The organism is Arthrobacter sp. SE2 (assembly GCF_058244265.1).
This window is the reverse complement of the sequence record NZ_JBZAYA010000002.1, coordinates 398,088-423,064: the sequence shown is the minus strand read 5'-3', so window position 1 is coordinate 423,064 and position 24,977 is coordinate 398,088. Positions and strand designations below refer to the sequence as shown.

Here is a 24,977-nt window from a genome sequence, read left to right as displayed (position 1 = left end):
GAGAGCGGTTCGCCGCGCGGAGTTTGCGACAATGGGTGCATGCGATCCCTCGGCGACTCCTCGTCATCTGTTCCCTCGTCCGCTTCCGCCCGGAGCCCTTTCAAAGGCTTCCGCATCGGTGGACTGGGCATGACAGTGGTGCTCATCGCTTTCCTGGTAGCCGTGATCTTCGCCGCCAACCATAACGACGTCGTCGGTTGGATCGTCGCCGTTGTCTCCTTCGGCTGGCTCGCGCTCGCCGCCTTTGTGGTCTTCAGCATCCAGAAGGCTGCCAGGCGGGCCGGTGAAAAACTCACCGAAGCCCAGAACGCTTTCAACGCGGCAACCGGCCGCGCGCCGTCGTCGTCGAGCGCCAACCACGGTGGCACCCGGGTGGTCTCGGAACGGAACGAAGCGGATGAAATCCGGGACCTCAAATTGGACCACTCCTTCAAGATTGTCCAGGTGCAAGTACGCGTGGTCGAGGACGAACGAGCCAAGGGCGACGCAGCGGACCAGGACACCATCGATCGCGCCCTGGAGACCATCGCCATCACGTCGAGCAATGCCCGGGACATGATCAAGTCCTCCGGCGGCGGCGACGAGCCCGTCTCGGGCACCATCATCGACTAGAGTAGGCGGGGTGAGCTCGGCATTGAAGAAGGACTTCCTTCGCATCGCAACGGTCAACGTCAACGGCATTCGCGCCGCCTACAAGAAGGGCATGGCGGAGTGGCTGGAACCGCGCGACGTCGACATCCTGTGTCTGCAGGAAGTCCGCGCGCCCGATGAGGTGGTCCACCAGCTCATCGGCGAAGGCTGGTACATCCTTCACGCCGAAGCCGAGGCAAAGGGCCGCGCCGGCGTTGCGATTGCCTCCCGGCAGGAACCCGTTGCCACCCGCGTCGGTATCGGCGACGACTACTTCGCCACCACCGGACGCTGGGTCGAGGCCGACTATGCCCTTCGGGACGGCGGTGGCAAGGACACTACCCTGACGGTCGTCAGCGCTTATGTGCACTCCGGCGAAGCGGACACTCCCAAGCAGGTGGACAAGTACCGCTTCCTGGATGTCATGACCACGAGGCTTCCGGAACTTGCCAAGCACAGTGAGCATGCACTGGTTGTCGGCGACCTCAACGTGGGCCACACCGAGCTCGACATCAAGAATTGGAAGGGCAACACCAAGCGTGCCGGTTTCCTTCCTGAGGAGCGCGCGTACTTCGACCGCTTCTTCGGCGACGAGATCGGATGGAGGGATGTCCACAGGGGCCTGGCAGGAAATGTCGATGGCCCCTACACCTGGTGGTCCCAGCGCGGTAAGGCCTTTGATACTGACACAGGCTGGCGCATCGACTACCACATGGCCACTCCTGGACTCGCGGCAGCCGCACTTTCGGCCGTCGTTGACCGGGCGCCGTCGTGGGACACCCGTTTCTCCGACCACGCACCGCTGGTAGTCGACTACCAGCTCTAGGCTTTCGAAAGTTTTCCTCATGACCAGTTCCACCACGACTGAACCCGCTGCTGCAGCAGCCAAGGCAACATCCACCAAACTGGCCGCCGGAGCAAAGCACCGCGTGCTGTCCGGCATGCAGCCCTCTGCCGACTCCCTCCACCTGGGCAATTACCTTGGTGCCTTGGTCAACTGGGTCCGCATGCAGGACGAATATGACGCCATCTTCTTCATCCCGGACCTGCATGCCATTACGGTGCCGCAGGATCCCGCCGAGCTGGCCCGCCGGACACGTGTCACCGCTGCGCAGTACATCGCCGGCGGCGTAGACGTGGACAAGTGCACCCTGTTCGTCCAATCCCAGGTTCCTGAGCACGCCCAACTGGCGTGGGTCCTCGGCTGCATCACCGGCTTCGGTGAGGCCTCGCGCATGATCCAGTTCAAGGACAAGTCGCTGCAACACGGTTCCGACCACGCGAGCGTCGGGCTCTTCACGTACCCGATCCTGCAGGCAGCCGACATCCTGCTGTACCAGCCGCACGGGGTGCCCGTGGGCGAAGACCAGCGGCAGCACATTGAACTCAGCCGCGACCTCGCCCAGCGCTTCAACAGCCGCTACGGTGAGACGTTCCAGGTGCCGCAGGCCTTCATCCAGAAGGAAACGGCCAAGATCTACGATCTCCAGAACCCCACGGCGAAGATGTCCAAGTCCGCGGAGTCGCCGGCCGGGTTGATCAACCTTCTCGATGACCCAAAGGTCACGGCCAAACGCATCAAGTCGGCCGTCACGGACACCGAGACGGAAATCCGCTTCGATCGCGAAGCCAAGCCCGGGGTGTCCAACCTCCTGAGCATCTACTCGTCCATCAGCGGCAAGCCGGTGGAAAAGATCGTCGCGGACTACGAAGGCAAGATGTACGGTCACCTGAAGGTCGACCTCGCTGAACTCGTTGCGGCCCATCTCGGGCCAATCCGGGACCGCGCCAACGAGCTGCTGGCCGATCCGGCCGAGCTCGACCGGCTCCTCGCCCACGGGGCGGACAAGGCCCGCGAGATCGCCTCGGCCACGCTCGCCGACGTCTACGCCAAGGTGGGCTTCCTGCCTTACGGCGGACCACAAGGAATCCGCTAAAACCATGTGCGCAGCTGGCAAGATCAGCGTCCAGGTCGGCTCTCTTTCAAGGGGAGCCGGCCAGGCCGCTGACGCCCGCCCGGCCACGGGCGCACACCAGTCTGCCAGCGCGTGCGGGGACAACATGTGCGTAGGGGTCATCCTGGGTTTCCCCCGTGAAGTCGCCCAGGAACTGCAGCAATGGCGTGCATCCTTCGGTGATCCCATGGCGGAAGTCATCCCGGCCCACATCACCCTCGTCACGACGACGCCTGCCCAGGACTGGGAAGCCACCCTCGAGCACGTTCGCGATGTCGCCCGGCGCCAGGCACCATTCAAGATCACGATTTCCGGCACGGGCTCCTTCCGTCCGGTATCCCCGGTGGTGTTCCTGAAGGTCGAAGACGGTTTCGAGGAGTGTGTGGGCCTGCACGAACAACTGCAGACCGGCCCCCTCGAACGCGACCTTCCTTTCCCCTACCACCCGCACGTGACGGTAGCCCACGACGTCGCTCCCGAAAGCCTGGACGAAGCCGAAACGGTGCTCAAGAACTACAGCGCCACTTTCCCTGTGGTTAGCATGGGACTTTACGAGCACGACGACAATGGCATTTGGCAGCTACGGGAAGAGCTCGACTTTGGCGGCGACGCAGACCAAGCACGGAAAAGCACAGCACAACGACCGGCAGCAGGCGGAAAGGCCACCGCTGCCGACTGAAGGGGCGCAGCTGAAGCTGCAGCTCATTCACCGTCAGGTCGAGTGGGGAAAGGCCCGGCGCTCAGGAAATAGGGGCGCCACGATTCCGGCGTTCATCAACTTGGCCCTCGCCCGGCTGAGCAACTTCCGGCCGATGCGTGCCTTCAACCTCTACAACCTGCGCCATGGTCCACTGTTGAGCGCCGGCATAGGCTTCACCATGTTCTTCTCCATCACAGGCCTGCTGGCCACGGGATTCGCGGTGACCGGCTTGGTCCTCAATGGGCAGCCCCAACTGGTTGATTCAATCGTCTCGAGCGTCTCCACGGCGGCCCCGGGACTCCTGAAAACCAGCGGAGGCAAAGGCCTGGTGGATCCGCATGATCTCCTGAACCCCACAGGCCTTGGCTGGACGGCCGTCATAGCCGCCGTCGTCACGGTCTTTACCGCGCTCGGCTGGATCGCCGGGATCCGGGAGGGTCTTCGCGGAGTCTCCGGGCTCGAGTCCGTACAAGAGAACCCCCTGCTGATGAAGGCCCGCGACGCCGGGACCCTCCTGCTGCTCGGCGCAGCCTTGGTGGTCAGCGCCGGTGTTTCGCTCGTGTTCGGGACAGCGGCCGGATGGATCATCGAACGGCTCGGGTTGGCCGACGCCGTTGCCGGCCCCGTCACGTGGCTCGTTCGCACGGCCGTTCCACTTGTCCTCAACTGGGCGACGGCGGTGATCATGTTCCGCTTCGCAGGCCGCTTGAAACTTCGCCGCCAAGCGTTCGTGGAAGGAACAGTGCTGGCCGGCATCGGGACCACCATCCTCCAGATCTTCAGCACGGAATTGCTGGCGAACGCCGGACGGAACCCCATCCTGGCCTCATTCGCCATCATCATCGGGCTTCTCATCTGGTTCAACCTGGTCAGCCAGGTCTACTTGGTCTCCGGGGCGTGGGCGGCCGTCAGGGAAGCGGATACCGGCGCTCATGACCACCCCAAGCCGGCCCTCGGATCACGGCACCCTTCGCCCCACACGTTCCACGCAAAAGGCTCCTGACGGCAGCCAGCTGGGTCCCGCGCTAGTCGCCGAGGTACTGCCCGGCCAAGGCCGAGATGATCCCCGCGACCCGGGCGGCTTGTCCCTTGCCCGTCAACAGGTGGTCACTGCCTTCAAGCGAAATAAAGCTCCGCGGGTGCCGTGCTGTTTGGAAGATCTCGCTGGCATTGTCGATGCCCACGGTGTTGTCTGTGGGGGAGTGCAGCACCATGAGTGGTCTGTGCAGGGTACGGATGCAGTCCCTGAGGTCGGCCTTCTCCACGTCCTCAACAAAGTGGCGGCGAATCTCCATGCGCCTGCCGCCCAAATTGACCTCTGCGCTGCCTTCGCTGAGAATCGTGCTGACTTCGGCGTCGAACATGTGCTCCACATGCCTGGGCTGGAATGGGGCGCCGACAGTCGCAACGGCCCGTACCTCGGGGAGGCTGAGGGCGGCGGCCAACACAGCGGCCCCGCCGAAGGAGTGGCCAACGAGCAGGGAGATTTCCTTACCATCGGCACGCATGAACCCGGCGGCGCGGATGGTGTCCGCCACTTTCACGCTGAACGATCCTGCGGACCAATCGCCAGCGGAGTCGCCGAGTCCAAGGTTGTCGAAGCGAAGCATGCCGACGCCGAGATCCGCCAAGCCCTTGCAGATACGCGAGGCTGACGGGCTGTCCTTGCCGAGGGTCAAACCATGGGAGAACACACCCCAGCCCCGGACCGGGCCCTCTGGCACGTCCACGATCCCTGCCAGGAGATCTCCGGTACTGCCTTCGAAGCTGATCTTCGTGGACTTCGACACCCTGTCCGCCTTTCGTTTTGCGAGCGAGTCTTAAACAACGACGACGGCGGACCCCGCCAAGGGGACGCCGTCGTCGTCGTATTCTAAATTTTGGACTAGATCTTGCGTGCCAGGATGGCCTGCTTGACCTCGGCGATTGCCTGGGTCACCTGGATGCCACGCGGGCAAGCCTCCGAGCAGTTGAAGGTGGTGCGGCAGCGCCACACGCCTTCCTTGTCGTTGAGGATCTCCAAGCGCATGTCACCGGCATCGTCTCGGGAATCGAAGATGAAGCGGTGCGCGTTCACGATGGCGGCCGGGCCGAAGTACTGGCCGTCCGTCCAGAACACGGGGCAGGACGACGTGCAGGCAGCGCACAGGATGCACTTGGTGGTGTCGTCGAACCGTTCACGGTCCTCGACCGACTGCAGGCGTTCCTTGGTGGGCTCGTGGCCCTTGTTGATCAGGAACGGCATGACCTCGCGGAAGGACTGGAAGAACGGCTCCATGTCCACGATCAGGTCCTTCTCCACAGGGAGGCCCTTGATCGGTTCAACGGTGATGGGCTTGGAGGTGTCCAGGTCCTTCAGCAGGGTCTTGCACGCGAGGCGGTTACGGCCGTTGATGCGCATGGCGTCGGATCCACAAACGCCGTGTGCACAGGAACGGCGGAAGGACAGCGAGCCATCGATCTCCCACTTGATCTTGTGCAGGGCGTCCAGCACGCGGTCGGTGCCGTACATCGTCAGCTGGTGGTCTTCCCATACGGGCTCTTCCGAGACCTCGGGGTTGTAGCGTCGCACTCGCAGCGTGATGTTGAAAGTGGGGATTTCCCCGCCTCCACCAATGTGCGCGGGCAGCTCGATCTTGGATGCTGGCTCAGCAAGTTCAGCAGACATCTTAGTACTTCCTCACCATCGGCTCGTAGCGCGTAAAGACAACAGGCTTGGTGCCGAGTCGGATGCCCGCGATTGCTTCCGCAGATCCGTCCGCCGGGGCGTGCTCATCCTTATACGCCATGGAGTGCTTCATGAATTTCTCGTCGTCGCGCTCCGGGAAGTCCTCCCGGAAGTGGCCTCCACGGGACTCCTCGCGGTGCAGGGCAGCAACTGTCATGACTTTGGCCAGTTCCAGCAGGAAGCCCAGTTCCACCGCTTCGAGCAAGTCAAGGTTGAAGCGCTTTCCCTTGTCCTGGACGCTGATGCGCTGGTAGCGCTCTTCGAGGGACGCGATATCCGTGAGCACCTGGTTCAGGGTGTCCGCAGTACGGAACACCTGCATGTTGGCATCCATGGTGTCCTGCAGTTCCTTGCGGATCGCGGCAACCCTTTCGCCGCCATCGGAGGTGCGGACGTGGTTCAGCAGATCCAGCGTGTACGCTTCCGGGTCTTCCGGGAGCTCCACGAAGTCAGCAGTCTTGGCGTATTCGGCTGCTGCAATGCCGGCACGCTTGCCGAAGACGTTGATGTCGAGAAGCGAGTTGGTACCCAAGCGGTTGGAGCCGTGGACCGAGACACAAGCAACCTCGCCGGCTGCGTACAGGCCCGGCACGATGGTGTCGTTGTCCTGCAGGACCTCGGTGGTGATGTTGGTGGGAATGCCGCCCATGGCGTAGTGCGCCGTCGGGAACACCGGAACCGGTTCCGTGTACGGCTCGACACCGAGGTAAGTGCGCGCGAATTCGGTGATGTCCGGAAGTTTCGCGTCGATGTGGGCCGGCTCAAGGTGGGTCAGGTCCAAGAGGACGTAGTCCTTGTTCGGGCCGCAGCCGCGTCCTTCACGGACTTCGTTTGCCATGGAACGGGCCACGATGTCGCGGGGAGCGAGGTCCTTGATGGTGGGGGCGTAGCGTTCCATGAAACGCTCACCCTCGGAGTTGCGAAGGATCGCGCCTTCGCCGCGGGCAGCTTCCGAGAGGAGGATGCCCAAGCCGGCGAGACCGGTCGGGTGGAACTGGAAGAATTCCATGTCCTCCAGCGGGATTCCGCGGCGGAAGGCGATGCCCATGCCGTCACCGGTCAGGGTGTGGGCGTTGGAGGTGGTCTTGAAGACCTTGCCTGCGCCGCCGGAGGCGAACACCACCGACTTGGCCTGGAAAACGTGCAACTCGCCGGAGGCGAGGTCGTAGGACACGACGCCGGCTACGCGCTTCTGCTTGTACGGCGTTCCGTCTTCGCGGACGGCGTCTTCCTCGACGGTCAGCAGGTCCAGGACGTAGTACTCGTTGTAAAACTCAACGTTGTGCTTGACGCAGTTTTGGTACAGCGTCTGCAGGATCATGTGGCCAGTGCGGTCTGCTGCATAGCAGGCGCGGCGGACCGGAGCCTTGCCGTGGTCACGGGTGTGGCCACCGAAACGGCGCTGGTCAATGCGGCCTTCGGGCGTGCGGTTGAACGGCAAGCCCATCTTCTCCAGGTCCAGCACGGCGTCGATGGCTTCCTTCGCCATGACCTCGGCTGCGTCCTGGTCAACCAGGTAGTCGCCACCCTTGATGGTGTCGAACGTGTGCCACTCCCAGTTGTCCTCTTCGACGTTGGCCAGGGCTGCACACATGCCGCCCTGGGCTGCGCCAGTGTGGGAACGGGTGGGGTAGAGCTTGGTCAGTACTGCAGTGCGTGCGCGCTGACCGGATTCGATCGCGGCGCGCATGCCGGCGCCGCCGGCACCGACAATAACGACGTCGTACTTATGGACCTGCATACCAGATGCTCTTTCTCTCTAAGTCAGATGGTCGGCGGAGCCTGCTCCGCGTGTTGTGCACAGCCGGACTAAGCCGGTGGTGCAGCGGAGCCGCTACGGCGCCGGGCAGAACCCGCCCGGCAGCTGAACGCCGTTGACGACGGGGCACGGGTTGAACGTGAAGATCACCAGCGTGCCAAGAACGACGATGACGACGGTAGCCGCGTAAAGGACCACCTTGAGCCAGAGGCGGGTGGCGTCCTTCTCGGCGTAGTCGTTGATGATGGTGCGGACGCCGTTGGTGCCGTGCAGCATGGCGAGCCACAGCATGGCCAGGTCCCAGAACTGCCAGAACGGGTCGGCCCACTTGCCGGCCACGAAGCCGAAGTCGATGCCGTGGATGCCCTCGCCCACCATCAGGTTCACAAAGAGGTGGCCGAAGATCAGGACCACGAGCACGACGCCGGAGAGCCGCATGAACAACCACGCGAACATCTCGAAGTTCCCCTTGGAACCGGTGCCGCGACGGTACTGCGGAGCAATTTTCCCGCTGCCGATTTTTCCACTGCGTGGGGTCTGAATGTCAGTACTCATGGCTTAGTGGCCTCCCAGTGCGAGGGACAGGTGGCGGATGGCGAAGGCCCCGAAAACGACCAGCCACAGAACCAGGACGGTCCACAGCATCTGGCGCTGGTACTTTGCGCCCTTCTTCCAGAAGTCAATGGCGATGACGCGCAGGCCATTGAAGGCGTGGAAAACGATCGCTGCGACGAGGCCCGTCTCGCCCAGGGCCATGAGGGGGTTCTTGTAGGCGCCGATGACGGCGGTGTAGGCCTCCGGGGACACACGCACCAATGAGGTGTCCAGCACATGGACCAACAAGAAGAAAAAGATCACAACACCGGTAATACGGTGTCCAACCCAGGACCACATGCCTTCACGGCCGCGGTACAAGGTGCCAGCTGGTTTTGTCGGCACTGAATAAACCTTCCTGCAACACAGCGGCGCTTGCACGGGATCCATGCGGGGGGAACGCCAGCCGCGAGAGCACTCGTAGCTCAGCCTAAATCTAGGCTTCGCTCACAGCTTATTCAATTTAGGCACCCCTTCTTGTAACGAGAGTGCGGGTGTTCGCCTGAATTCCGGTCTTTTCGCCGCAGGGGTGAGACGAAGACCACAAAGTGGGACTTGCGCGGGTGTCGGATAAGGTGTTGCGGTGAGTATAGAAAACGCTGCAAGCCCCGAATCGCCATTGCGTCACTTCCATGCGGTTATTCCGGCCGGCGGAGTGGGCACGCGCCTGTGGCCGCTTTCGCGCGCAGCTGCGCCCAAATTCCTGCATGACCTCACGGGTTCGGGAAGCACCCTTCTACGGGCTACCTACGACCGCCTCGAACCATTGGCCGGCAACCGCGTGTTGGTGGTCACGGGTGTGGCGCACCGGGTTGCTGTCTGCCGCCAGCTTCCCGAAGTGGGCGACGACGAACTGGTCCTCGAAAGCGAACCGAAGGACTCGGGCGCCGCGATCGGCCTCGCCGCCGCCATCCTCTACCGTCGCGACCCGGACACCATCATGGGTTCCTTCGCAGCCGACCATGTCATCAGCCCGGACAACCTCTTCCAGGAAACTGTCCGCGAGGCAATCCACACGGCTGCCGCCGGAAAGATCGTCACCATCGGCATCAAGCCCACGCACCCCTCGACCGGGTTCGGTTACATCCGCACCGGGGACTTGCTCAACATCGATAACGCACCGAACGCGCATGCCGTGGTCGAATTCGTCGAGAAGCCGAGCGAGGACATTGCCAAGAAGTACCTCGAGACGGGCGACTACGTCTGGAATGCCGGTATGTTCGTCGCCCCCGTCGCGCTCATGCTCAAGCACCTGGAGGCAAACCAGCCGGTCCTGTTCGCCGGGCTGGAGGAAATTGCCGAGGCCTGGGACACGCCGGAACGCGACGAAGTGACTGCCCGGGTGTGGCCCACGCTGCCGAAGATTGCCATTGACTATGCCGTGGCTGAACCCGCCGCAGCGGCGGGGGATGTCGCCGTCGTGCCCGGTACCTTCCGCTGGGACGACGTCGGAGACTTCGCCGCGATCGGTCGACTCAACAATGCCGGCGACGTCGATGAGGTGACCGTCCTGGGCGAAGGCGCCCGTGTCTTCACCGAGAACGCCAGCGGCGTGGTTGTCTCCGACACTAAGCGCGTGATCGCCCTTATCGGGATCAAGGACGTCGTGATCGTTGATACGCCGGACGCCTTGCTTGTCACCACGAAGGAACACGCCCAGCGGGTCAAGGGTGCGGTGGACGCACTCAAGGCGAGCGGCGACACAGACGTTCTGTAGCGCCTTCTTGCGGCGCTGTCCGTAACCAAGAGACCCCTTTCGCTATTCGGGGGGAGTGGATGGCTAGAGTTGTGAGGTGCGCAATTTCACTACCGAAACCGAGCCGACCCCAGTGGTGAAGCCGTGGCTTGACGATCTCTTGCCGGAACTCCTTGAATTCCGGAGGGATCTGCATGCGCACCCCGAACTTTCCTTCAAGGAATTTCGCACCACGGACAAGTTGGTTGAACGGCTCGAAGCGGCGGGGCTTGAACCCCGCCGGCTGGAAGGGTCGGGGCTGACGGTCGACGTCGGCGAGGGGCCTATCGCGACGGCCCTCCGCGGCGACATCGACGCCCTCCCCATCATCGAAGAGACCGGGCTTCCGTTCGCGTCGAAGAACCACGGCGTCACCCACGCGTGCGGGCATGATGTCCACACCACGAGCATGCTTGGCATTGCCTTGGTGCTGCACGCCATGCACCAGGAATCCCCCTTGGGCGGCACGGTGCGCATCATCTTCCAACCCGCAGAGGAAACCATGCCCGGCGGTGCCCTGTCGTGCATCGAGCAGGGGGTGCTCCAGGGTGTCCCGCGGATTCTTGCGCTGCACTGTGATCCGCGTATCAACGTCGGCAAGATCGGCACGCGCATAGGCGCCATCACCTCGGCGTCGGACACCATCAAAATCGAACTGACCGGACGTGGCGGCCATACTTCCCGTCCGCATTTGACCGAAGACCTGGTCTTCGCGCTGGCCCAAATCGCCGTCAACGTCCCGGCCGTTCTATCCCGTCGGGTGGATGTGCGCAGCGGCGTTTCGGTGGTGTGGGGCCAGATCGCGGCAGGTTCCGCACCCAACGCCATCCCCGCCAACGGCTACATGGCCGGCACCATGCGTTGCCTCGACAGGGACGCCTGGCACAGCGCGGGGGAGTTGCTCGACGACGTCGTCCAGCAAGTTGCCGCGCCGTACGGCGTGGACGTGCACCTCGAGCACACCCGTGGCGTCCCTCCGGTGGTCAACTCGGAACACGAGACTGCCCTCATCGAGGCCGCGGCCCGTGCCGAACTAGGCGAGCACGCCGTCGTCCTGACGCCCCAGTCCATGGGTGGCGAGGACTTTGCCTGGTTCCTGGCCGATCTGCCGGGCGCCATGATGCGCCTCGGAACGCACACGCCCGGCGGCGAGGAATACGATCTCCACCGCGGTGACTTCATTGTGGACGAGCGTGCCCTCGGCTTCGCCATCCAAGTCCTGGCCGCCGCCGCGCTGCGAACCATCCGGGATCTCTAAGCCTCCGACGCTCGCTCACTTATGCCGCGTTCTGGCCGGACGCTCGCTCACTTATGGCGGGTTCTGGCCGGACGCTCGCTCACTTATGCCGGGTTCTGGCCGGACGCTCGCTCACTTTTGGTCGAAAGGCCGGGGATCCTCTTGCAGATCATCTGCAAGAGGATCCCGTCGTTTCGGCTTGTTTGTGAGCGGGCGTTGCCCGGGGTGGGGTTGTTTGTGAGCGGGCGTCGTTGGGGCCAATTGGGTTGTGCACAATTTAATTGTGAGCTATCGTTATTCCATGAGTGAAGCCCCCCGCCTCGACCGCCAGGTCTGTTTCGCCCTCTACTCCGCATCCAAGGCCGCCACTGCGGTCTACCGGCCGGTGCTGGACGAGCTCGGACTGACGTATCCGCAGTACCTCGTGATGTTGGTGCTCTGGGAAAACGAGCCTCGAAGCGTCCGGGAACTGGGTACCGAGCTGGGACTCGACTCAGGCACCCTGTCACCGCTGCTCAAGAGGCTTGAAGCCTTGGGCCTCGTGGAGCGCCGGCGTTCAGCCGAGGACGAGCGACGCGTCGAGATCCACCTGAGCGACGCCGGGCAGTCCCTCAGTGCCAGGGCGGGGGCTGTACCGCAACGCCTCGCTGACGCCGCGGGCCTGAGCGCCGCGGAGCTTGCGCAGCTTCACGACACCCTGGGCCGGCTCACCGCCGCCCTCCATTCAGCCATCTGATCGTCCATCTCAAAACGTCCATCCCAACACGTCCATCCCATCAAAGGAAAAGGAACCACAGTGAAGACTTTGTACATAGCCGAGGCACTCGCCTCCGGTGAAGGCCGCGAAGGCAACGCCCGCACGAACGACGGCAAGCTGGACGTCGCTCTCGCCAGCCCGGTGGAACTGGGCGGAAACGGCCAGGGCACCAACCCCGAGCAGCTCTTCGCCGCCGGTTACGCGGCTTGCTTCCACTCGGCACTCAGGCTGGTAGGGCGCAAGGCCCGGGTGGATCTGACTGATTCCGCCGTCGCCGCCAAGATCCATTTCGGTGCCTTGGAGGGCAGCGAGGGATACGGCCTCGCCGCGGAGCTTGAGATCGCGCTGCCTGCCCTCGACCGGGAAACCGCCGAGCAACTCGTGGCCAAAGCCCACCAGATCTGCCCCTACTCCAACGCGACCCGCGGGAACATCGCCGTCGACATCAAGCTTGTGGAGGTGGCAGCATGAGCTCCGCGCTTCCCAAGAGCACCCGCGAAATCCAGCTGGCATCCCGCCCGCAAGGACGCCCTATCCAGGAGAACTTCCGGCTGGCCGAGACCGATCTGCCGGAGCTGCAGGACGGCCAGATCCTGGTCCGCAACGAGTTCATGTCGGTCGATCCCTACATGCGCGGCCGCATGAACGACGCGAAGTCCTATTCGGCGCCCTTCCGACTCGACGCAGCGCTCGACGGCGGTGCGGTGGGTGAGGTGATCTCGTCCCGTTCCGAGGCGCTCAAGGTGGGTGACGTCGTCGTGCACCAGCTCGGCTGGCGCGAATACTCCGTGGTGGATGCGGCAAGCGCGACGCCGGTTCCGGCCGGCCTGGCGCCGACGTCGGCATTCCTGGGAGCGCTTGGCATGACGGGCCTGACTGCGTATGCCGGGCTGCTCAAGGTGGCTGAGTTCAAAGCCGGCGACGTCGTCTTCGTTTCAGGTGCCGCAGGCGCAGTGGGTTCGATTGTCGGCCAGGTCGCCAAGGCCATGGGCGCCTCCAAGGTGATCGGCAGCGCCGGTTCCCCCGAGAAGGTGGCGCGCTTGCTGGAACTCGGCTTCGACGCAGCCTTCGACTACCACGACGGTCCCGTCGTGAAGCAACTTCGTGAGGCTGCGGGGGAGCGTGGCATCGATGTCTACTTTGACAACGTCGGCGGCGAACACCTCGAGGCCGCCCTCGCAGTCCTCACTGTGGGTGGCCGCGTGGCAATGTGCGGTGCCATTTCGCAGTACAACTCCACAGAGCCCGCATCGGGCCCGCGGAACTTAGCCGTGGCCATCGGAAAGCAACTGACCCTGCGCGGCTTCCTCGTGGGTGGCCAGCGACAGCACGCCGGCGAGTTCGCGCAGAAGATGGCCGGATGGCTGGCCGATGGAACGGTCCGCTACGACGAGACGATCGTCGACGGGCTCGAAAACGCGCCGAAGGCTTTCATCGACCTCCTGGACGGAGCCAACACCGGCAAGATGCTGGTCCGCCTGCCCTGAGTCTAGTTCCGCAGCGGCGCGAACTGGCGGCAGATGCCCGCAAAAAGCGATTTCGGGGTCATCTGCTGCCAGTTCGCGCCCGCGGGAGATCGCATCCTAGGACCGTTCGCTGGGAGTTCCTCTACTGCTTGGTAACAAAAGGTCAACAATCTTCGGGTTGTTGGGCTTTTGTGTTACCCGGGTGTGTTCAATCCCACTAAAGTTGTGCCATCAGTGCGCCCCAGGCGCAGTGCTGCGAAGCATCAGTGAAAACAGAATTTCAGACTCGAGTTTTCGAAACGGACACTCATTGACCAACTGTCGTAGCATCAATCACTTTCTTCCTGGAGGAAAATTGAAGCAATCACTGCGTGCCACACTAAAGCGCGGTTCATTTGCAGGCGTCGCAACTGCGGGCGCCGCTGCACTTTTGCTGGCAGGCTGCGGTAGCGCACCGTCTGCTTCGAGCTCGGGCAGCGCCACCAAGTCGGACTACACCGCATGCATGGTGTCCGACTCCGGCGGCTTCGATGACAAGTCGTTCAACCAGTCAGGCTACGAGGGCCTTCAGGCCGCAGCCAAGGACCTGAGCATCCAGGAGAAGCACGTCCAGTCCAAGGCCGACACGGACTACGACCCCAACCTTCGTTCCATGGTCCAGCAAGGCTGCAAGCTGACAGTTACGGTCGGCTTCCTGCTTGGCGACGCCACGAAGAACATCGCGACGGCGAACCCGAACAGCCACTTCGCCATCATCGACTACTCGGACCCCACCTTCCCGAAGAACGTCAAGCCGATTGTCTATAACACTGCCCAGGCCGCGTTCCTGGCCGGGTACCTCGCGGCCGGCACTTCCAAAACGGGCAAGGTTGCGACCTTCGGTGGCCTCAACATCCCCACCGTGAGCATCTTCATGGACGGCTTCTCTGACGGCGTGAAGTACTACAACCAGAAGAAGGGCAAGTCCGTCCAGCTGCTTGGCTGGGACAAGGACAAGCAGGACGGAACGTTCGTCGGCGACTTCAAGCAGGTCGACAAGGGCAAGGTCCTCACCCAGGGATTCCTGGACCAAGGGGCCGACGTCGTCCTTCCCGTCGCTGGACCGGTTGGAGCGGGCGCCGGAAGTGCGATCCTTGACGCCAAGGCAAAGGGCACGGACGCAAAGCTGATCTGGGTCGACTCGGATGGCTACCTGACCGCACCCGCGTACAAGTCGGTCATCCTGACTTCGGTCCAGAAGACCATGGCGACCGCCGTCGAAACGGTCATCAAGGCCGACAAGGACGGCAAGTTCGACCCCAGCCCGTACGTTGGCACGCTCGACAACGGGGGCGTGGCGCTTGCCCCGTTCCACGATCTCGACTCCGCTGTTCCGGCAGACATGAAGAGCGATCTTGACCAGTTGAAGAAGGACATCATCTCCGGCGCAGTCAAGGTCGAATCGAAGTCCAGCCCCAAGTAAATATCCGGGCTAAACCGCGTCGCGCTGCCCTTCAGCCGAGTTTTGGCAGAAGGGCAGCGCGTTCTGCGTTGCCTTCAATTTTGCTCTTCGACACTCCTGGGCCGAGCACTATGCTGGGAGCACGGTGATGACGAGGAGCCATCCTTTATAGATGGGTTGGAGTTTTGAAACTCGAACTGAAAGGGATCACGAAGCGCTTCGGATCCCTCGTAGCCAATGACCACATCGATCTCGTGGTTGAACCGGGCCAAGTCCATTGCCTCCTGGGCGAAAACGGTGCCGGCAAATCCACCCTGATGAATGTCCTTTACGGACTCTATGACCCCAGCGACGGCGAAATCCTGGTCGACGGCAAGCCTGTCGTTTTCAAGGGCCCCGGCGATGCGATGGCGGCGGGGATCGGCATGGTCCACCAGCACTTCATGTTGATTCCGGTATTCACTGTCGCCGAAAATGTCGCGTTGGGAAACGAAGCTACCAAGGCGGCCGGTTTCCTGAACCTGGATGAAACCCGCCGCAGGATCTCCGAGATTTCCAAGCAGTACGGATTCCACGTCGACCCCGATGCCCTCGTGGAAGACCTGCCCGTGGGCGTGCAGCAACGGGTCGAGATCATCAAGGCACTGGTGCGTGACGCCGAAGTCCTGATTCTTGATGAACCGACCGCGGTTCTCACCCCCCAGGAAACCGATGAGCTCCTGGACATCATCAGGCAGCTCAAGGCCGCCGGAAAATCAATTGTTTTCATTTCGCACAAGCTGCGTGAGGTCAAGGAAATTTCTGACATCATCACGGTGATCCGGCGCGGCAAAGTAGTCGGCTCGGCCGATCCCTCGGCGTCCCCGACGGAACTCGCCTCGGCAATGGTAGGCCGGGCGGTCAGCCTGACCCTGGAAAAGAAGCCGGCCCAACCGGGTGAGGCGACCTTCAAGGTCCGGGACCTGACCGTCGTGGACCACAATGGCCAGCACGTCGTGGACGGGCTGAGCTTCGACATCGCCAAGGGTGAAGTGCTCGCCATCGCCGGTGTTCAGGGCAACGGCCAGACGGAGCTCACGGAAGCCATCCTCGGCGTCCAGCAGCACGTCACCGGGTCCATCGTCCTCGACGGCGTCGAGCTGCTCGGCAAGAGCGTCAAGCAGGTCCTGTCCGCCGGCGTCGGGTTCGTCCCTGAGGACCGCAAGATCGACGGGCTGGTGGGAACGTTCTCCATTTCCGAGAACATGATCCTGGACCTTTACGACAAGGCGCCTTTCGCCCAAGGCATCGGCATGAAACCGGCCTTGATTGCTTCGCACGCGGAGAAGAAGGTCGAGGAGTTCGATGTGCGGACGCCGTCGATCGATGTCGCTGTGGGTACGCTCTCCGGAGGCAACCAGCAAAAGGTGGTCCTGGCCCGGGAGCTGTCCAGGCCATTGAGGCTCTTCATCGCATCGCAGCCCACCCGAGGGCTCGATGTCGGCTCCATCGAATTCGTACACAAGAGGGTCATTGCGGAACGGGACAACGGAACTCCGGTGATGATCGTGTCCACGGAACTCGATGAAGTCCTCGAGCTCGCTGACAGGATCGCCGTTCTCTACCGGGGAAAGCTGGTCGGGATCGTTCCCGCCGGTACGTCCCGCGATGTGCTGGGCTTGATGATGGCCGGCGTTCCGGAACATGAGGCAGAACTGACTGCGCACAAGACCCTCGAGGGAGGAACCCATGTCTGAGTCCAATACCCCTCGGCAGGAAAACGAGGTCGAGCCGGAGCGCCCGGAAACATTGGACGACGAGGTCGTCCTGGATGTCGCGCTGGACACGGCGGACGGTGCAATGGCCCCGTCTGTAATACCGGCTGCCAGCCAAGGCGGACAGATCCCGCACGCCGCCGGTGGTTCAGTCTTCCGGCAGATCGTGACCGGAAACGCCATGGTCTCGGTGTTGTCCGTGCTGCTCGCCATTGTGCTTGGCGGCATCCTGATGGCCGTGACGAACCCCAAAGTTGCCGAAACAGCAGGCTATTTCTTCGCGCAGCCGTGGGACATGCTCACCGAGGTCTTCAGGCCCTACGTGGCGTTGGTCCAGGGCGCGATATTCAACTGGGCCGGGGCCGACGCCGCAGCCCAGCTGTACCCGATCACTGAAACCCTGACGGTGTCCACGCCCCTGATCCTGGCAGGACTCGGCGTGGCCTTGGCCTTCCGCGCGGGCCTGTTCAACATCGGTGCGCAAGGGCAGATCATTTTCGGCGCCCTGTTCGGCGCCTACGTGGGCTTCACCTGGCACTTGCCTTTCCTGGTTCACCTGCTGCTTGTCATCGTTGCCGGATTTGTCGGCGGCGCGGTGTGGGGCGGCGTCGTCGGCCTCCTCAAGGCCCGGACCGGTGCGCATGAGGTCATCGTGACCATCATGCTGAACTACATCGCGAACTTCCTGCTCCTGTTCCTCCTGACCACTCCGGCTTTCCAGCGCAAGGGCTCGACCAACCCGATCTCGCCCTTCCTGGACCAGTCGGCACTGTTCCCGGAGTTGCTCGGCCCCCAGTTCAGGCTCCACGCGGGCTTCCTCCTTGCTGTGCTGGCAACGGTCTTCGTCTGGTGGCTCCTGAAGCGCTCCACGCTCGGCTTTGAATTCCGGGCCGTGGGCGCCAACCAGAGCGCGGCACGCACCGCCGGAATCAACGTTCCCCGCGCCGTGATACTCGTGATGGCGATTGCGGGTGCGCTTGCAGGCCTGGCCGGCATTGCGCAGGTATCCGGAACGGAGAAATACCTCTCCGGAGGCGTCGCTGCCTCCATCGGATTCGATGCCATCACGGTCGCGCTGCTCGGCCGTTCGACGCCGTGGGGAACATTCTTCGCCGGGCTCTTGTTCGGCGCGTTCCGTGCGGGAGGCGTCGCGATGCAGGCTGAAACACAGACCCCCATCGACATCGTCTTGGTCATCCAATCGTTGATCGTCCTGTTCATTGCGGCACCACCGCTGGTGCGAGCGATCTTCGGGCTGAACCCGCGGAAAAAGAAGAAGGCCGCTGGCGGCCCCGGCTCCGGAACCATCCCCTCCGGAAAAATCGAGAGCGGAGCTGCAACAGCATGAGCACCACAACAACTCAGCCTGGCGGTGGCACCCCCGCCGGAAACGCCCCGGCGAGCCCCGGAAAAACGGGTGCCACCGAGCTGGTGAGCTGGAAGGCCGGCATTGGACTATCCCTGCTCGCAATCCTAGGAACCGTGCTGTTCGGCTTCATGTCCAATTCGAAGTCGGCAGGCTTCGGCATTGCCGAGGCCGCCAATGAAGCGGCCTCCAGTGTCGCTGCTTTGGTCACGTTCGTCCTGGCACTTCTGCTTTCCGTTGGTCTCGGATACCTGTGGTTCGTCCGCCGTCGTTCAGGCCTCACCTCCGGTTCAGGCACGGCGTCAGGTTCAGGCACGGTTCCGGGTTGGCTGCCCCCATCCACCGTTGCCGCCGTCGTGGTCCTCGCCCTTGCCGCGCTCGGAGTGGCAAAGGTTTCCAAGATCACGCTCCCTTCCGCGGCCATCGGCTGGATCGCTGCGGTGATCCTTCTGGGCCTGGCCGGCTACACGGTGTATCTCACCCAGGCGAAGCGGGCTGCACCCCGCTGGGTGGGCGGCACGTTTGCCGCAGTGTTCCTCATCGGGTTCATGGTCTGGATCGTCGCTGGCGGAAATGGCGATGAGCCGTCGATCTCCCTCGCCGGACTGATCGCAGGATCCGTCACCTTGGCCGTGCCGCTCGTCTTCGGATCCCTTTCCGGTGTCCTGTGCGAACGCGTTGGCGTGGTCAATATCGCCATTGAGGGGCAGCTCCTTCTGGGAGCATTCTCTGCAGCGGTCGTTGCCACCGTGACGCACAATGTGTACGCCGGGCTCGTCGCGGCGGCCGTCGCCGGAACGCTTGTTTCCTTGGTCCTGGCCGTGGTCAGCATCAAGTACCTCGTCAACCAGATCATCGTCGGCGTCGTGCTCAACGTCCTCATCAGCGGACTGACGAGCTTCCTCTTTTCGACGCTGCTGACGGCTGACCCGGATGGGCTCAACAAGCCGGGGCGCTTGCCTCCGGTGGACATTCCCTTCCTGTCCGATATCCCCATCATCGGCCCCATCCTGTTCCACCAGTCCCTCGTGGGCTATCTGATGTACATCGCAGTGATCGTGGTTTACCTCGGCCTTTTCCACACGAAGTGGGGACTGCGCGTGCGGGCCGTCGGCGAGCACCCACAGGCGGCCGACACCGTGGGCATCAACGTCAACCGGACCCGATTCTGGAACGTGCTCATGGGCGGTGCGATCGCGGGCATTGGCGGCTCGTTCTTCACGCTCGTATCCGTGGACGCGTTCAGCAAGGACATGTCCGGTGGCCGCGGGTATATCGCCTTGGCGGCGCTGATCTTCGGCCGCTGGAACCCGATCGGCGCCTTCCTGGCCGCGTTGCTGTTTGGCTTCGCGGACAACCTCCAGAGCGTCATCACCATCATCGGATCGCCCGTTCCGAGCCAGTTCATGGCCATGTTGCCTTACGCCTTGACGGTCTTTGCCGTCGCTGGATTGGTGGGCAGGTCCCGGCCGCCGGCGGCGAGCGGCATACCGTACGTCAAGGGCTGACCGTGGCGTTCACGGATACCGAAGTGGACTGGGCGGCCCTCGAGGCCGCCGCGGTCGCCGCCATGGGGAAGGCCTACGCTCCGTATTCGAAGTTCCCGGTGGGGGCTGCCGCCCTCACCGAGGACGGGCGGATCGTCAGCGGATGCAACGTCGAGAACGCCAGCTATGGACTCACTCTGTGCGCCGAGTGCGCCTTGGTGGGAGACCTCCATATGGGTGGCGGCGGCAGATTGCGGGCGTTCTATTGCGTCGACGCGAAAGGCAATGTCCTCATGCCGTGCGGCCGGTGCAGGCAATTGCTGTATGAATTCCGGGCACCCGGCATGCAACTCATGACAACGCAGGGCATCAAGACCATGGACCAAGTGCTGCCAGATGCCTTCGGTCCCGACAACCTGGAGGAGAACCGGTGACACAGACTGAAGCGTTCGACGCCGTACAGATCATCAGCATCAAACGGGACAAGGGAACCCTGAGCCCGGAGCAGATCGACTGGACCATCGATGCTTATACCCGCGGCGTCATTGCCGATGAACAAATGGCGGCCCTGAACATGGCGATCCTGCTCAACGGGATGGACCGTTCCGAGATCTCGCGCTGGACAGAGGCGATGATCGCTTCGGGCGAGCGGATGGACTTCTCGAGCCTTCGGCGTCCCGACGGCGGCGTGAAAGCCACCACCGACAAACACTCCACCGGGGGTGTCGGGGATAAAATCACCCTTCCACTTGCGCCGCTCGTGGCGGTCTTCGGGGTGGCGGTTCCCCAGCTGTCGGGCAGGGGACTGGGCCACACGGGCGGCACGCTCGACAAGCTCGAGGCAATCCCCGGTTGGCGGGCGAACCTCAGCAACGAGGAAATCCTGGCCCAGCTGCAGGACGTGGGCGCTGTCATTTGCGCCGCCGGCACGGGTTTGGCTCCGGCGGACAAGAAGCTCTATGCCCTGCGCGACGTCACGGGCACCGTGGAAGCCATTCCCCTGATTGCCTCGTCCATCATGAGCAAGAAGATCGCCGAAGGCACGGGCTCCCTGGTACTCGACGTGAAGGTGGGCTCCGGGGCGTTCATGAAGGACGAAGCCCGTGCCCGGGAGCTGGCCGAAACCATGGTGGCCCTTGGCAAGGATGCGGGCGTCAACACGGTGGCCCTCCTGACCAACATGAGCACGCCGCTGGGCTTGACCGCGGGTAATGCCATCGAGGTGGAGGAATCGATGGAGGTGCTTGCGGGCGGCGGCCCGGAAGACGTCGTCGAGCTGACCATCAGGCTCGCCGAAGAGATGCTCGCCTGCGCCGGAGTGCACGACGCCGACCCCGCGGCCGCCCTTAAGGATGGCCGCGCGATGGACGTCTGGAACCGCATGATCGAAGCCCAAGGCGGCGATCCGCGTGCCGCCCTGCCGGTGGCCAAGGAATCCGAGGTCATCCCGGCACCGGCCGACGGCGTCTTGGTGGAACTCCACGCCTTGTCCGTGGGTGTGGCTGCCTGGCGCCTCGGCGCCGGACGTGCCCGGAAGGAAGACATCGTCCAGGCCGGTGCAGGGGTGCGGATGCACGCCAAACCAGGTGCGTTGGTCCGGGCGGGGGAGCCACTCATGACCCTCCTGACCGACACCCCGGAAAAGTTCGAACGGGCCAAGGAAGCCTTGGAAGGCGCGGTGCTCATCGCGCCGGAAGGCTCACGGCCGGCGCAACGGCTCATCATCGACCGGATCTCCTAGGTTGGTCTCCCGGGCATTTTGGGCCCGGGAGACAATCCCTACGGCCATTCGTTAGAAAGACCGTGCAAGCCTTCAACGACTTCATCCTCGCCGCAGCCGGACAGCCTTGGGTCTTGCTTCTGGTTTTTGCCTGCTGTGTGATCGACGGTTTCTTCCCGCCCATTCCCAGCGAGTCGATGGTGGTGGGACTCGCGGCCGTCTCCGCGACGGCAGGGACGCCTAACGCGTGGCTGCTCATTCTGGTGGGCGCCCTTGGGGCTTTCACTGGCGACAACATCGCCTACTTGATAGGCCGCAAAATAGGTGTTCGCCGCTGGCGGTGGATGCGTTCCCAAAGGATGCAGGGTGCCTTCCGTTGGGCTGGGCGGGAACTTCGACGCCGGGCCGCGTCACTGATCATCGTGGCCCGGTTCATCCCCATTGGACGTGTGGCGGTCAACCTCACAGCCGGTGCAACGCATTTCTCGCACGGCATGTTTGTGGCGCTCACGGCCATGTCTGCCGCTCTGTGGGCCAGTTACTCCGTAGCCATCGGTTTGTTCTTCGGCCAGTGGTTCGAGCACAATCACCTGCTCGGAGCGACCATCGCGATCGTTGCGGCCGCCATCCTGGGAATCATCGTGGACCGGGTCATCAGCAAAGTCCGCGGTGCCACGCCCGCCACCGAAGAGGACGAGGAAGCCGGGGAGCCCGAAGAGGAACCTGTCAGATAGCCAGGAGTGCGTAGCCAAGGGGCGCTATCTCCTCCCTGGGTATGACGTGCTTGGCACCGGAAGATCCATCCACAGGTGGATGCTTCCATTTCGACTTTCGAGCTAGCCTTAAAGTGTGTGCCACCCCGGCCGGGGCGTAGCGAACGACGCCCGGGCCGTGGGACACTGGATAGCGATCTATGTCACGCGACCGTGTGACTTTCCTTGAGGAGCAATGCCTGCGTGGAATTCATGAACCACATGCTCGAGCATGCCGCCGGGCAACCGTGGATCTACCCGGTGCTCCTGGTTTTCTTTTTCATCGACGGCTTTGCCACGATCCTTCCCAGTGAGACCGCGATCGTCGGGCTCTCGGCCCTTGCGATGCACCGGGGTGAGCCCAACCTGTGGCTCCTCGGCGCTACTGCGCTTGTCGGGGCCATGGCCGGCGACAACATGGCCTACATGCTGGGCCGCAAGATCGGCCTGGACCGCTGGAAATGGATGCGCAAGCCGAAGGTCCAAAAGATGTTCGCTTGGGCGCACTATGAGCTGGACAAGCGCGGCGCCGTGCTCATCTTCACGGCCCGATACATACCGTGGGGCCGGGTGGCGGTCAACTACGTCGCCGGACAGACTGGCTTCCGCCACAAGACCTTCTTCTTCCTGGATGCCTTTGCCTGCTTCACGTGGGTAGGTTACTCGATCGGCATTGGATCGCTGGCTGGCCACTGGGTGCACAACAACCCGCTCCTCGGCGTGGGGATTGCCGTGGCATTCGCCGTGGTGCTGGGCGTCATTGTGGACCACACCTTGCGTTGGTGGCACAAACACCTCGAAAAGAAGGATGACGAGAAGAAGGAAGCAGCTTCCGCGGAATCAGCCGCAGCCGACGCAGCCACCGCGGTTAACGCGACGGCCGGCGTCGACCGCTCAAACCCTGCTGGCTAAGCTTCTTCCGTCCCCCTAGAGTTGAGTGGTGACTGAGCCCATTGTTGATGCCGCCCCTGCCCTTGACTTCGACCTGAAGAGCCTGCCGAAGGTTTCCCTTCACGACCACCTGGACGGGGGACTGCGCCCGGCCACCATCATCGAGCTGGCGGAGGCCGCCGGCCACACCCTGCCTTCCACGGATCCCGTAGCGCTGGGCCAGTGGTTCCGTGAGTCCGCGGACTCCGGTTCTTTGGTCCGATACCTCGAAACCTTCGACCACACGATTGCCGTCATGCAGACCAAGGAAGGCCTGGCGCGCGTCGCCAGGGAATTCGTCGAGGACCTGGCTGACGACGGCGTCGTGTACGGCGAGATCCGCTGGGCACCCGAACAGCACCTGCAGAAGGGCCTCACCCTGGACGAGGTTGTGGACGCCGTCCAGGAAGGGCTCGACGCCGGAGTGGACGCCGTTGAGGAGTCCGGGCGCCAAATCCAGGTCGGCCAGCTCATCACGGCGATGCGCCACGCAGACCGCGGCCAGGAAATTGCCGAGCTCGCCGTGCGCCACCGCTACGACGGAGCTGTCGGCTTCGACATCGCCGGAGCCGAAGACGGTTTCCTGCCTTCCCGCTTCAAGGACGCTTTCACCTACCTGGCCGAGCACAATTTTCCGGCTACCGTCCACGCCGGCGAAGCCGCGGGCCTGGACAGCATCCAGTCCGCCCTCGTGGACGGCCGTGCCCTGCGCTTGGGCCACGGCGTGCGTATCGCCGAGGACATCACCGTTGAATTCGAAGATGCCGAGGGCAAAGAAGCCGACGACGACGCCGAGGACACCGTTGGCATGGTCACCTTGGGTGAGGTGGCCGGCTGGGTCCGCGACCGCGGAATCGCCCTGGAAATCTGCCCCTCGTCCAACCTGCAGACCGGCGCAATCGCGAACTTCGGCGAAGGCATCGAGAACCACCCGCTGGACATGCTCTACCAGCTGGGCTTCAACGTCACCATCAACACGGACAACCGGCTCATGAGCGGCGTGACGCTCACGGACGAGTTCGAGCTTCTCGTGGAGACCTTCGATTACGATCTGGACGACCTTCTCGAACTGACGCTCAACGCGGCCGAGTCGTCGTTCCTGCCGCTGGATGAAAAAGAGGCGTTGGTGGAGTACATCAACGACGCCTACGCCAACCTTGGCTGAGCAGACTCCTGCAGGGGCCGCGTCCGAAAGTCCTGTCGCGGTGCTCGTGGAAAAAATTGCCTCTTTGCGCGAGCACTGTCCGTGGATGGGGGCGCTGACCCATGAGTCCCTCGTCGAGTACCTGATCGAGGAAGCGTACGAAGTGGTCGACTCGATAGAGGCCGGCGCGTCCGGTTCCGATACTGCCGACGAACTCCGCGGCGAGCTGGGCGACGTACTGCTCCAAGTGGTGCTGCACGCCCGGCTCGCTCAGGAGCAAGGACAGTTCACGTTCGACGACGTCGCGCGCGCCATCACGGAGAAGATGGTGCGGCGCAACCCTCACGTCTTCAAGCCGGACGGGTCCTTGCAGGAATCCTTCCCGGCCACCGTGGAGGAGATCGTCGAAAAGTGGGACGCCGTGAAAAAGGCCGAAAAGCCGGGGCGCTCGGATCCATTCGAAGGAATACCACCTCACCTTCCTGCCCTCGCCCTGGCGCAAAAGTCGCTTGACCGTGCCGAGCGGTCAGAGCGCGCAGGCGGCCCGGAACGGGACGGCCGTCCAGTGGCGGCGGTGGAGGTTCCCGACTCCGAAGCTGCGCTTGGAGACTTGCTGCTTGCCGTCGTCGCGGGCTCGAAGGAGAAAGGATTCGACGCCGAACGGGCCTTGCGCGGTGCCGTCCGCCGGTACCAGGGCCGCGACGGCGAAGCCACAAAACGTGAGGGTTCCGACGCTGTTCCGTAACCTTGGCCGGTCTCGACTAGGCTAGTGGCGACGAGGACGTCGAGAATTTCCCTCAAGATTCCCAGTAAATCGCTTCA

25 protein-coding genes are annotated in these 24,977 nt (G+C 63.2%); 20 read left to right on the top strand and 5 right to left on the bottom strand.

Features of this window, described 5'->3' with window-relative positions; all coding sequences use genetic code 11:
* The first annotated feature begins 39 nt into the window (after nucleotides 1-39).
* The 5 genes from AC4CS3_RS04640 to AC4CS3_RS04620 are packed head-to-tail and all read left to right on the top strand — an operon-like array spanning nucleotide 40 to nucleotide 4,288.
* Complete coding sequence (locus tag AC4CS3_RS04640; protein ID WP_490782398.1) at nucleotides 40-612, top strand: hypothetical protein; 573 nt, start codon at nucleotides 40-42, stop codon at nucleotides 610-612.
* Nucleotides 613-622: 10 nt separating this feature from the next.
* Nucleotides 623-1,456: an exodeoxyribonuclease III gene (locus AC4CS3_RS04635; protein WP_490782397.1), complete on the top strand. Its 834-nt coding sequence runs from the start codon at nucleotides 623-625 to the stop codon at nucleotides 1,454-1,456.
* 19 nt (nucleotides 1,457-1,475) lie between these two features.
* Nucleotides 1,476-2,567 carry a tryptophan--tRNA ligase gene (gene trpS / locus AC4CS3_RS04630; RefSeq protein WP_490782396.1) on the top strand — a complete coding sequence of 364 codons (1,092 nt, stop codon included), beginning with the start codon at nucleotides 1,476-1,478 and terminating at the stop codon, nucleotides 2,565-2,567.
* A gap of 4 nt (nucleotides 2,568-2,571) precedes the next feature.
* Nucleotides 2,572-3,264: a 2'-5' RNA ligase family protein gene (locus AC4CS3_RS04625; protein WP_490782395.1), complete on the top strand. Its 693-nt coding sequence runs from the start codon at nucleotides 2,572-2,574 to the stop codon at nucleotides 3,262-3,264.
* Nucleotides 3,152-4,288: a YihY/virulence factor BrkB family protein gene (locus AC4CS3_RS04620; RefSeq protein WP_490782394.1), complete on the top strand. Its 1,137-nt coding sequence runs from the start codon at nucleotides 3,152-3,154 to the stop codon at nucleotides 4,286-4,288. Before AC4CS3_RS04625 ends, AC4CS3_RS04620 begins: the two co-directional genes overlap by 113 nt.
* Nucleotides 4,289-4,310: 22 nt before the next feature.
* Here the strand turns inward: AC4CS3_RS04620 and AC4CS3_RS04615 are convergent, their stop codons facing one another.
* From AC4CS3_RS04615 to sdhC, 5 genes are all read right to left on the bottom strand, one after another.
* Nucleotides 4,311-5,075 (bottom strand): alpha/beta hydrolase family protein, encoded by a 765-nt coding sequence (locus tag AC4CS3_RS04615; RefSeq protein WP_490782393.1) that lies wholly within the window; start codon nucleotides 5,073-5,075, stop codon nucleotides 4,311-4,313.
* Between the two features lie 95 nt (nucleotides 5,076-5,170).
* Nucleotides 5,171-5,953, bottom strand: a complete 783-nt coding sequence (locus AC4CS3_RS04610) for a succinate dehydrogenase iron-sulfur subunit (protein ID WP_078105990.1) — start codon at nucleotides 5,951-5,953, stop codon at nucleotides 5,171-5,173.
* A gap of 1 nt (nucleotide 5,954) precedes the next feature.
* Nucleotides 5,955-7,754 carry a succinate dehydrogenase flavoprotein subunit gene (gene sdhA / locus AC4CS3_RS04605; protein WP_234751269.1) on the bottom strand — a complete coding sequence of 600 codons (1,800 nt, stop codon included), beginning with the start codon at nucleotides 7,752-7,754 and terminating at the stop codon, nucleotides 5,955-5,957.
* Nucleotides 7,755-7,847: 93 nt separating this feature from the next.
* A complete protein-coding gene (locus tag AC4CS3_RS04600) occupies nucleotides 7,848-8,327 on the bottom strand; it encodes a succinate dehydrogenase hydrophobic membrane anchor subunit (protein ID WP_284981097.1) in 480 nt (159 codons plus the stop codon).
* Between the two features lie 3 nt (nucleotides 8,328-8,330).
* Nucleotides 8,331-8,711 (bottom strand): succinate dehydrogenase, cytochrome b556 subunit, encoded by a 381-nt coding sequence (gene sdhC / locus AC4CS3_RS04595; RefSeq protein WP_078105987.1) that lies wholly within the window; start codon nucleotides 8,709-8,711, stop codon nucleotides 8,331-8,333.
* A gap of 238 nt (nucleotides 8,712-8,949) precedes the next feature.
* Here sdhC and AC4CS3_RS04590 point away from each other — a divergent pair, with 238 nt between their 5' ends.
* From AC4CS3_RS04590 to AC4CS3_RS04520, 15 genes are all read left to right on the top strand, one after another.
* Nucleotides 8,950-10,083 carry a mannose-1-phosphate guanylyltransferase gene (locus tag AC4CS3_RS04590; RefSeq protein WP_490782392.1) on the top strand — a complete coding sequence of 378 codons (1,134 nt, stop codon included), beginning with the start codon at nucleotides 8,950-8,952 and terminating at the stop codon, nucleotides 10,081-10,083.
* A 76-nt stretch (nucleotides 10,084-10,159) separates the two neighbouring features.
* Nucleotides 10,160-11,359 carry an amidohydrolase gene (locus AC4CS3_RS04585; protein ID WP_345450094.1) on the top strand — a complete coding sequence of 400 codons (1,200 nt, stop codon included), beginning with the start codon at nucleotides 10,160-10,162 and terminating at the stop codon, nucleotides 11,357-11,359.
* 280 nt (nucleotides 11,360-11,639) lie between these two features.
* A complete protein-coding gene (locus AC4CS3_RS04580; RefSeq protein WP_490782391.1) occupies nucleotides 11,640-12,074 on the top strand; it encodes a MarR family winged helix-turn-helix transcriptional regulator in 435 nt (144 codons plus the stop codon).
* Nucleotides 12,075-12,134: 60 nt separating this feature from the next.
* Nucleotides 12,135-12,566, top strand: coding sequence for an organic hydroperoxide resistance protein (locus AC4CS3_RS04575; protein WP_490782390.1), 432 nt, complete (start codon nucleotides 12,135-12,137; stop codon nucleotides 12,564-12,566).
* Nucleotides 12,563-13,582: an NADP-dependent oxidoreductase gene (locus AC4CS3_RS04570; protein ID WP_490782389.1), complete on the top strand. Its 1,020-nt coding sequence runs from the start codon at nucleotides 12,563-12,565 to the stop codon at nucleotides 13,580-13,582. The genes AC4CS3_RS04575 and AC4CS3_RS04570 overlap by 4 nt, the downstream gene beginning before the upstream one ends.
* Before the next feature lie 334 nt (nucleotides 13,583-13,916).
* A complete protein-coding gene (locus AC4CS3_RS04565) occupies nucleotides 13,917-15,023 on the top strand; it encodes a BMP family lipoprotein (protein ID WP_236816176.1) in 1,107 nt (368 codons plus the stop codon).
* Between the two features lie 164 nt (nucleotides 15,024-15,187).
* On the top strand, nucleotides 15,188-16,738 hold the full coding sequence (locus AC4CS3_RS04560; RefSeq protein ID WP_284990383.1) for an ABC transporter ATP-binding protein: 1,551 nt from the start codon (nucleotides 15,188-15,190) through the stop codon (nucleotides 16,736-16,738).
* On the top strand, nucleotides 16,731-18,104 hold the full coding sequence (locus AC4CS3_RS04555; protein WP_490782388.1) for an ABC transporter permease: 1,374 nt from the start codon (nucleotides 16,731-16,733) through the stop codon (nucleotides 18,102-18,104). Before AC4CS3_RS04560 ends, AC4CS3_RS04555 begins: the two co-directional genes overlap by 8 nt.
* Complete coding sequence (locus AC4CS3_RS04550; protein ID WP_490782387.1) at nucleotides 18,101-19,630, top strand: ABC transporter permease; 1,530 nt, start codon at nucleotides 18,101-18,103, stop codon at nucleotides 19,628-19,630. The genes AC4CS3_RS04555 and AC4CS3_RS04550 overlap by 4 nt, the downstream gene beginning before the upstream one ends.
* 2 nt (nucleotides 19,631-19,632) lie before the next feature.
* Nucleotides 19,633-20,043, top strand: a complete 411-nt coding sequence (locus AC4CS3_RS04545; protein WP_490782386.1) for a cytidine deaminase — start codon at nucleotides 19,633-19,635, stop codon at nucleotides 20,041-20,043.
* Nucleotides 20,040-21,350: a thymidine phosphorylase gene (locus AC4CS3_RS04540; protein WP_490782385.1), complete on the top strand. Its 1,311-nt coding sequence runs from the start codon at nucleotides 20,040-20,042 to the stop codon at nucleotides 21,348-21,350. Before AC4CS3_RS04545 ends, AC4CS3_RS04540 begins: the two co-directional genes overlap by 4 nt.
* A 62-nt stretch (nucleotides 21,351-21,412) precedes the next feature.
* A complete protein-coding gene (locus AC4CS3_RS04535; protein ID WP_269993194.1) occupies nucleotides 21,413-22,063 on the top strand; it encodes a DedA family protein in 651 nt (216 codons plus the stop codon).
* Between the two features lie 240 nt (nucleotides 22,064-22,303).
* A complete protein-coding gene (locus AC4CS3_RS04530; RefSeq protein ID WP_490782448.1) occupies nucleotides 22,304-22,993 on the top strand; it encodes a DedA family protein in 690 nt (229 codons plus the stop codon).
* A 28-nt stretch (nucleotides 22,994-23,021) separates the two neighbouring features.
* Complete coding sequence (locus AC4CS3_RS04525) at nucleotides 23,022-24,176, top strand: adenosine deaminase (protein WP_490782384.1); 1,155 nt, start codon at nucleotides 23,022-23,024, stop codon at nucleotides 24,174-24,176.
* Nucleotides 24,169-24,900 (top strand): MazG nucleotide pyrophosphohydrolase domain-containing protein, encoded by a 732-nt coding sequence (locus tag AC4CS3_RS04520; RefSeq protein ID WP_490782383.1) that lies wholly within the window; start codon nucleotides 24,169-24,171, stop codon nucleotides 24,898-24,900. The genes AC4CS3_RS04525 and AC4CS3_RS04520 overlap by 8 nt, the downstream gene beginning before the upstream one ends.
* Nucleotides 24,901-24,977: the final 77 nt, after the last annotated feature.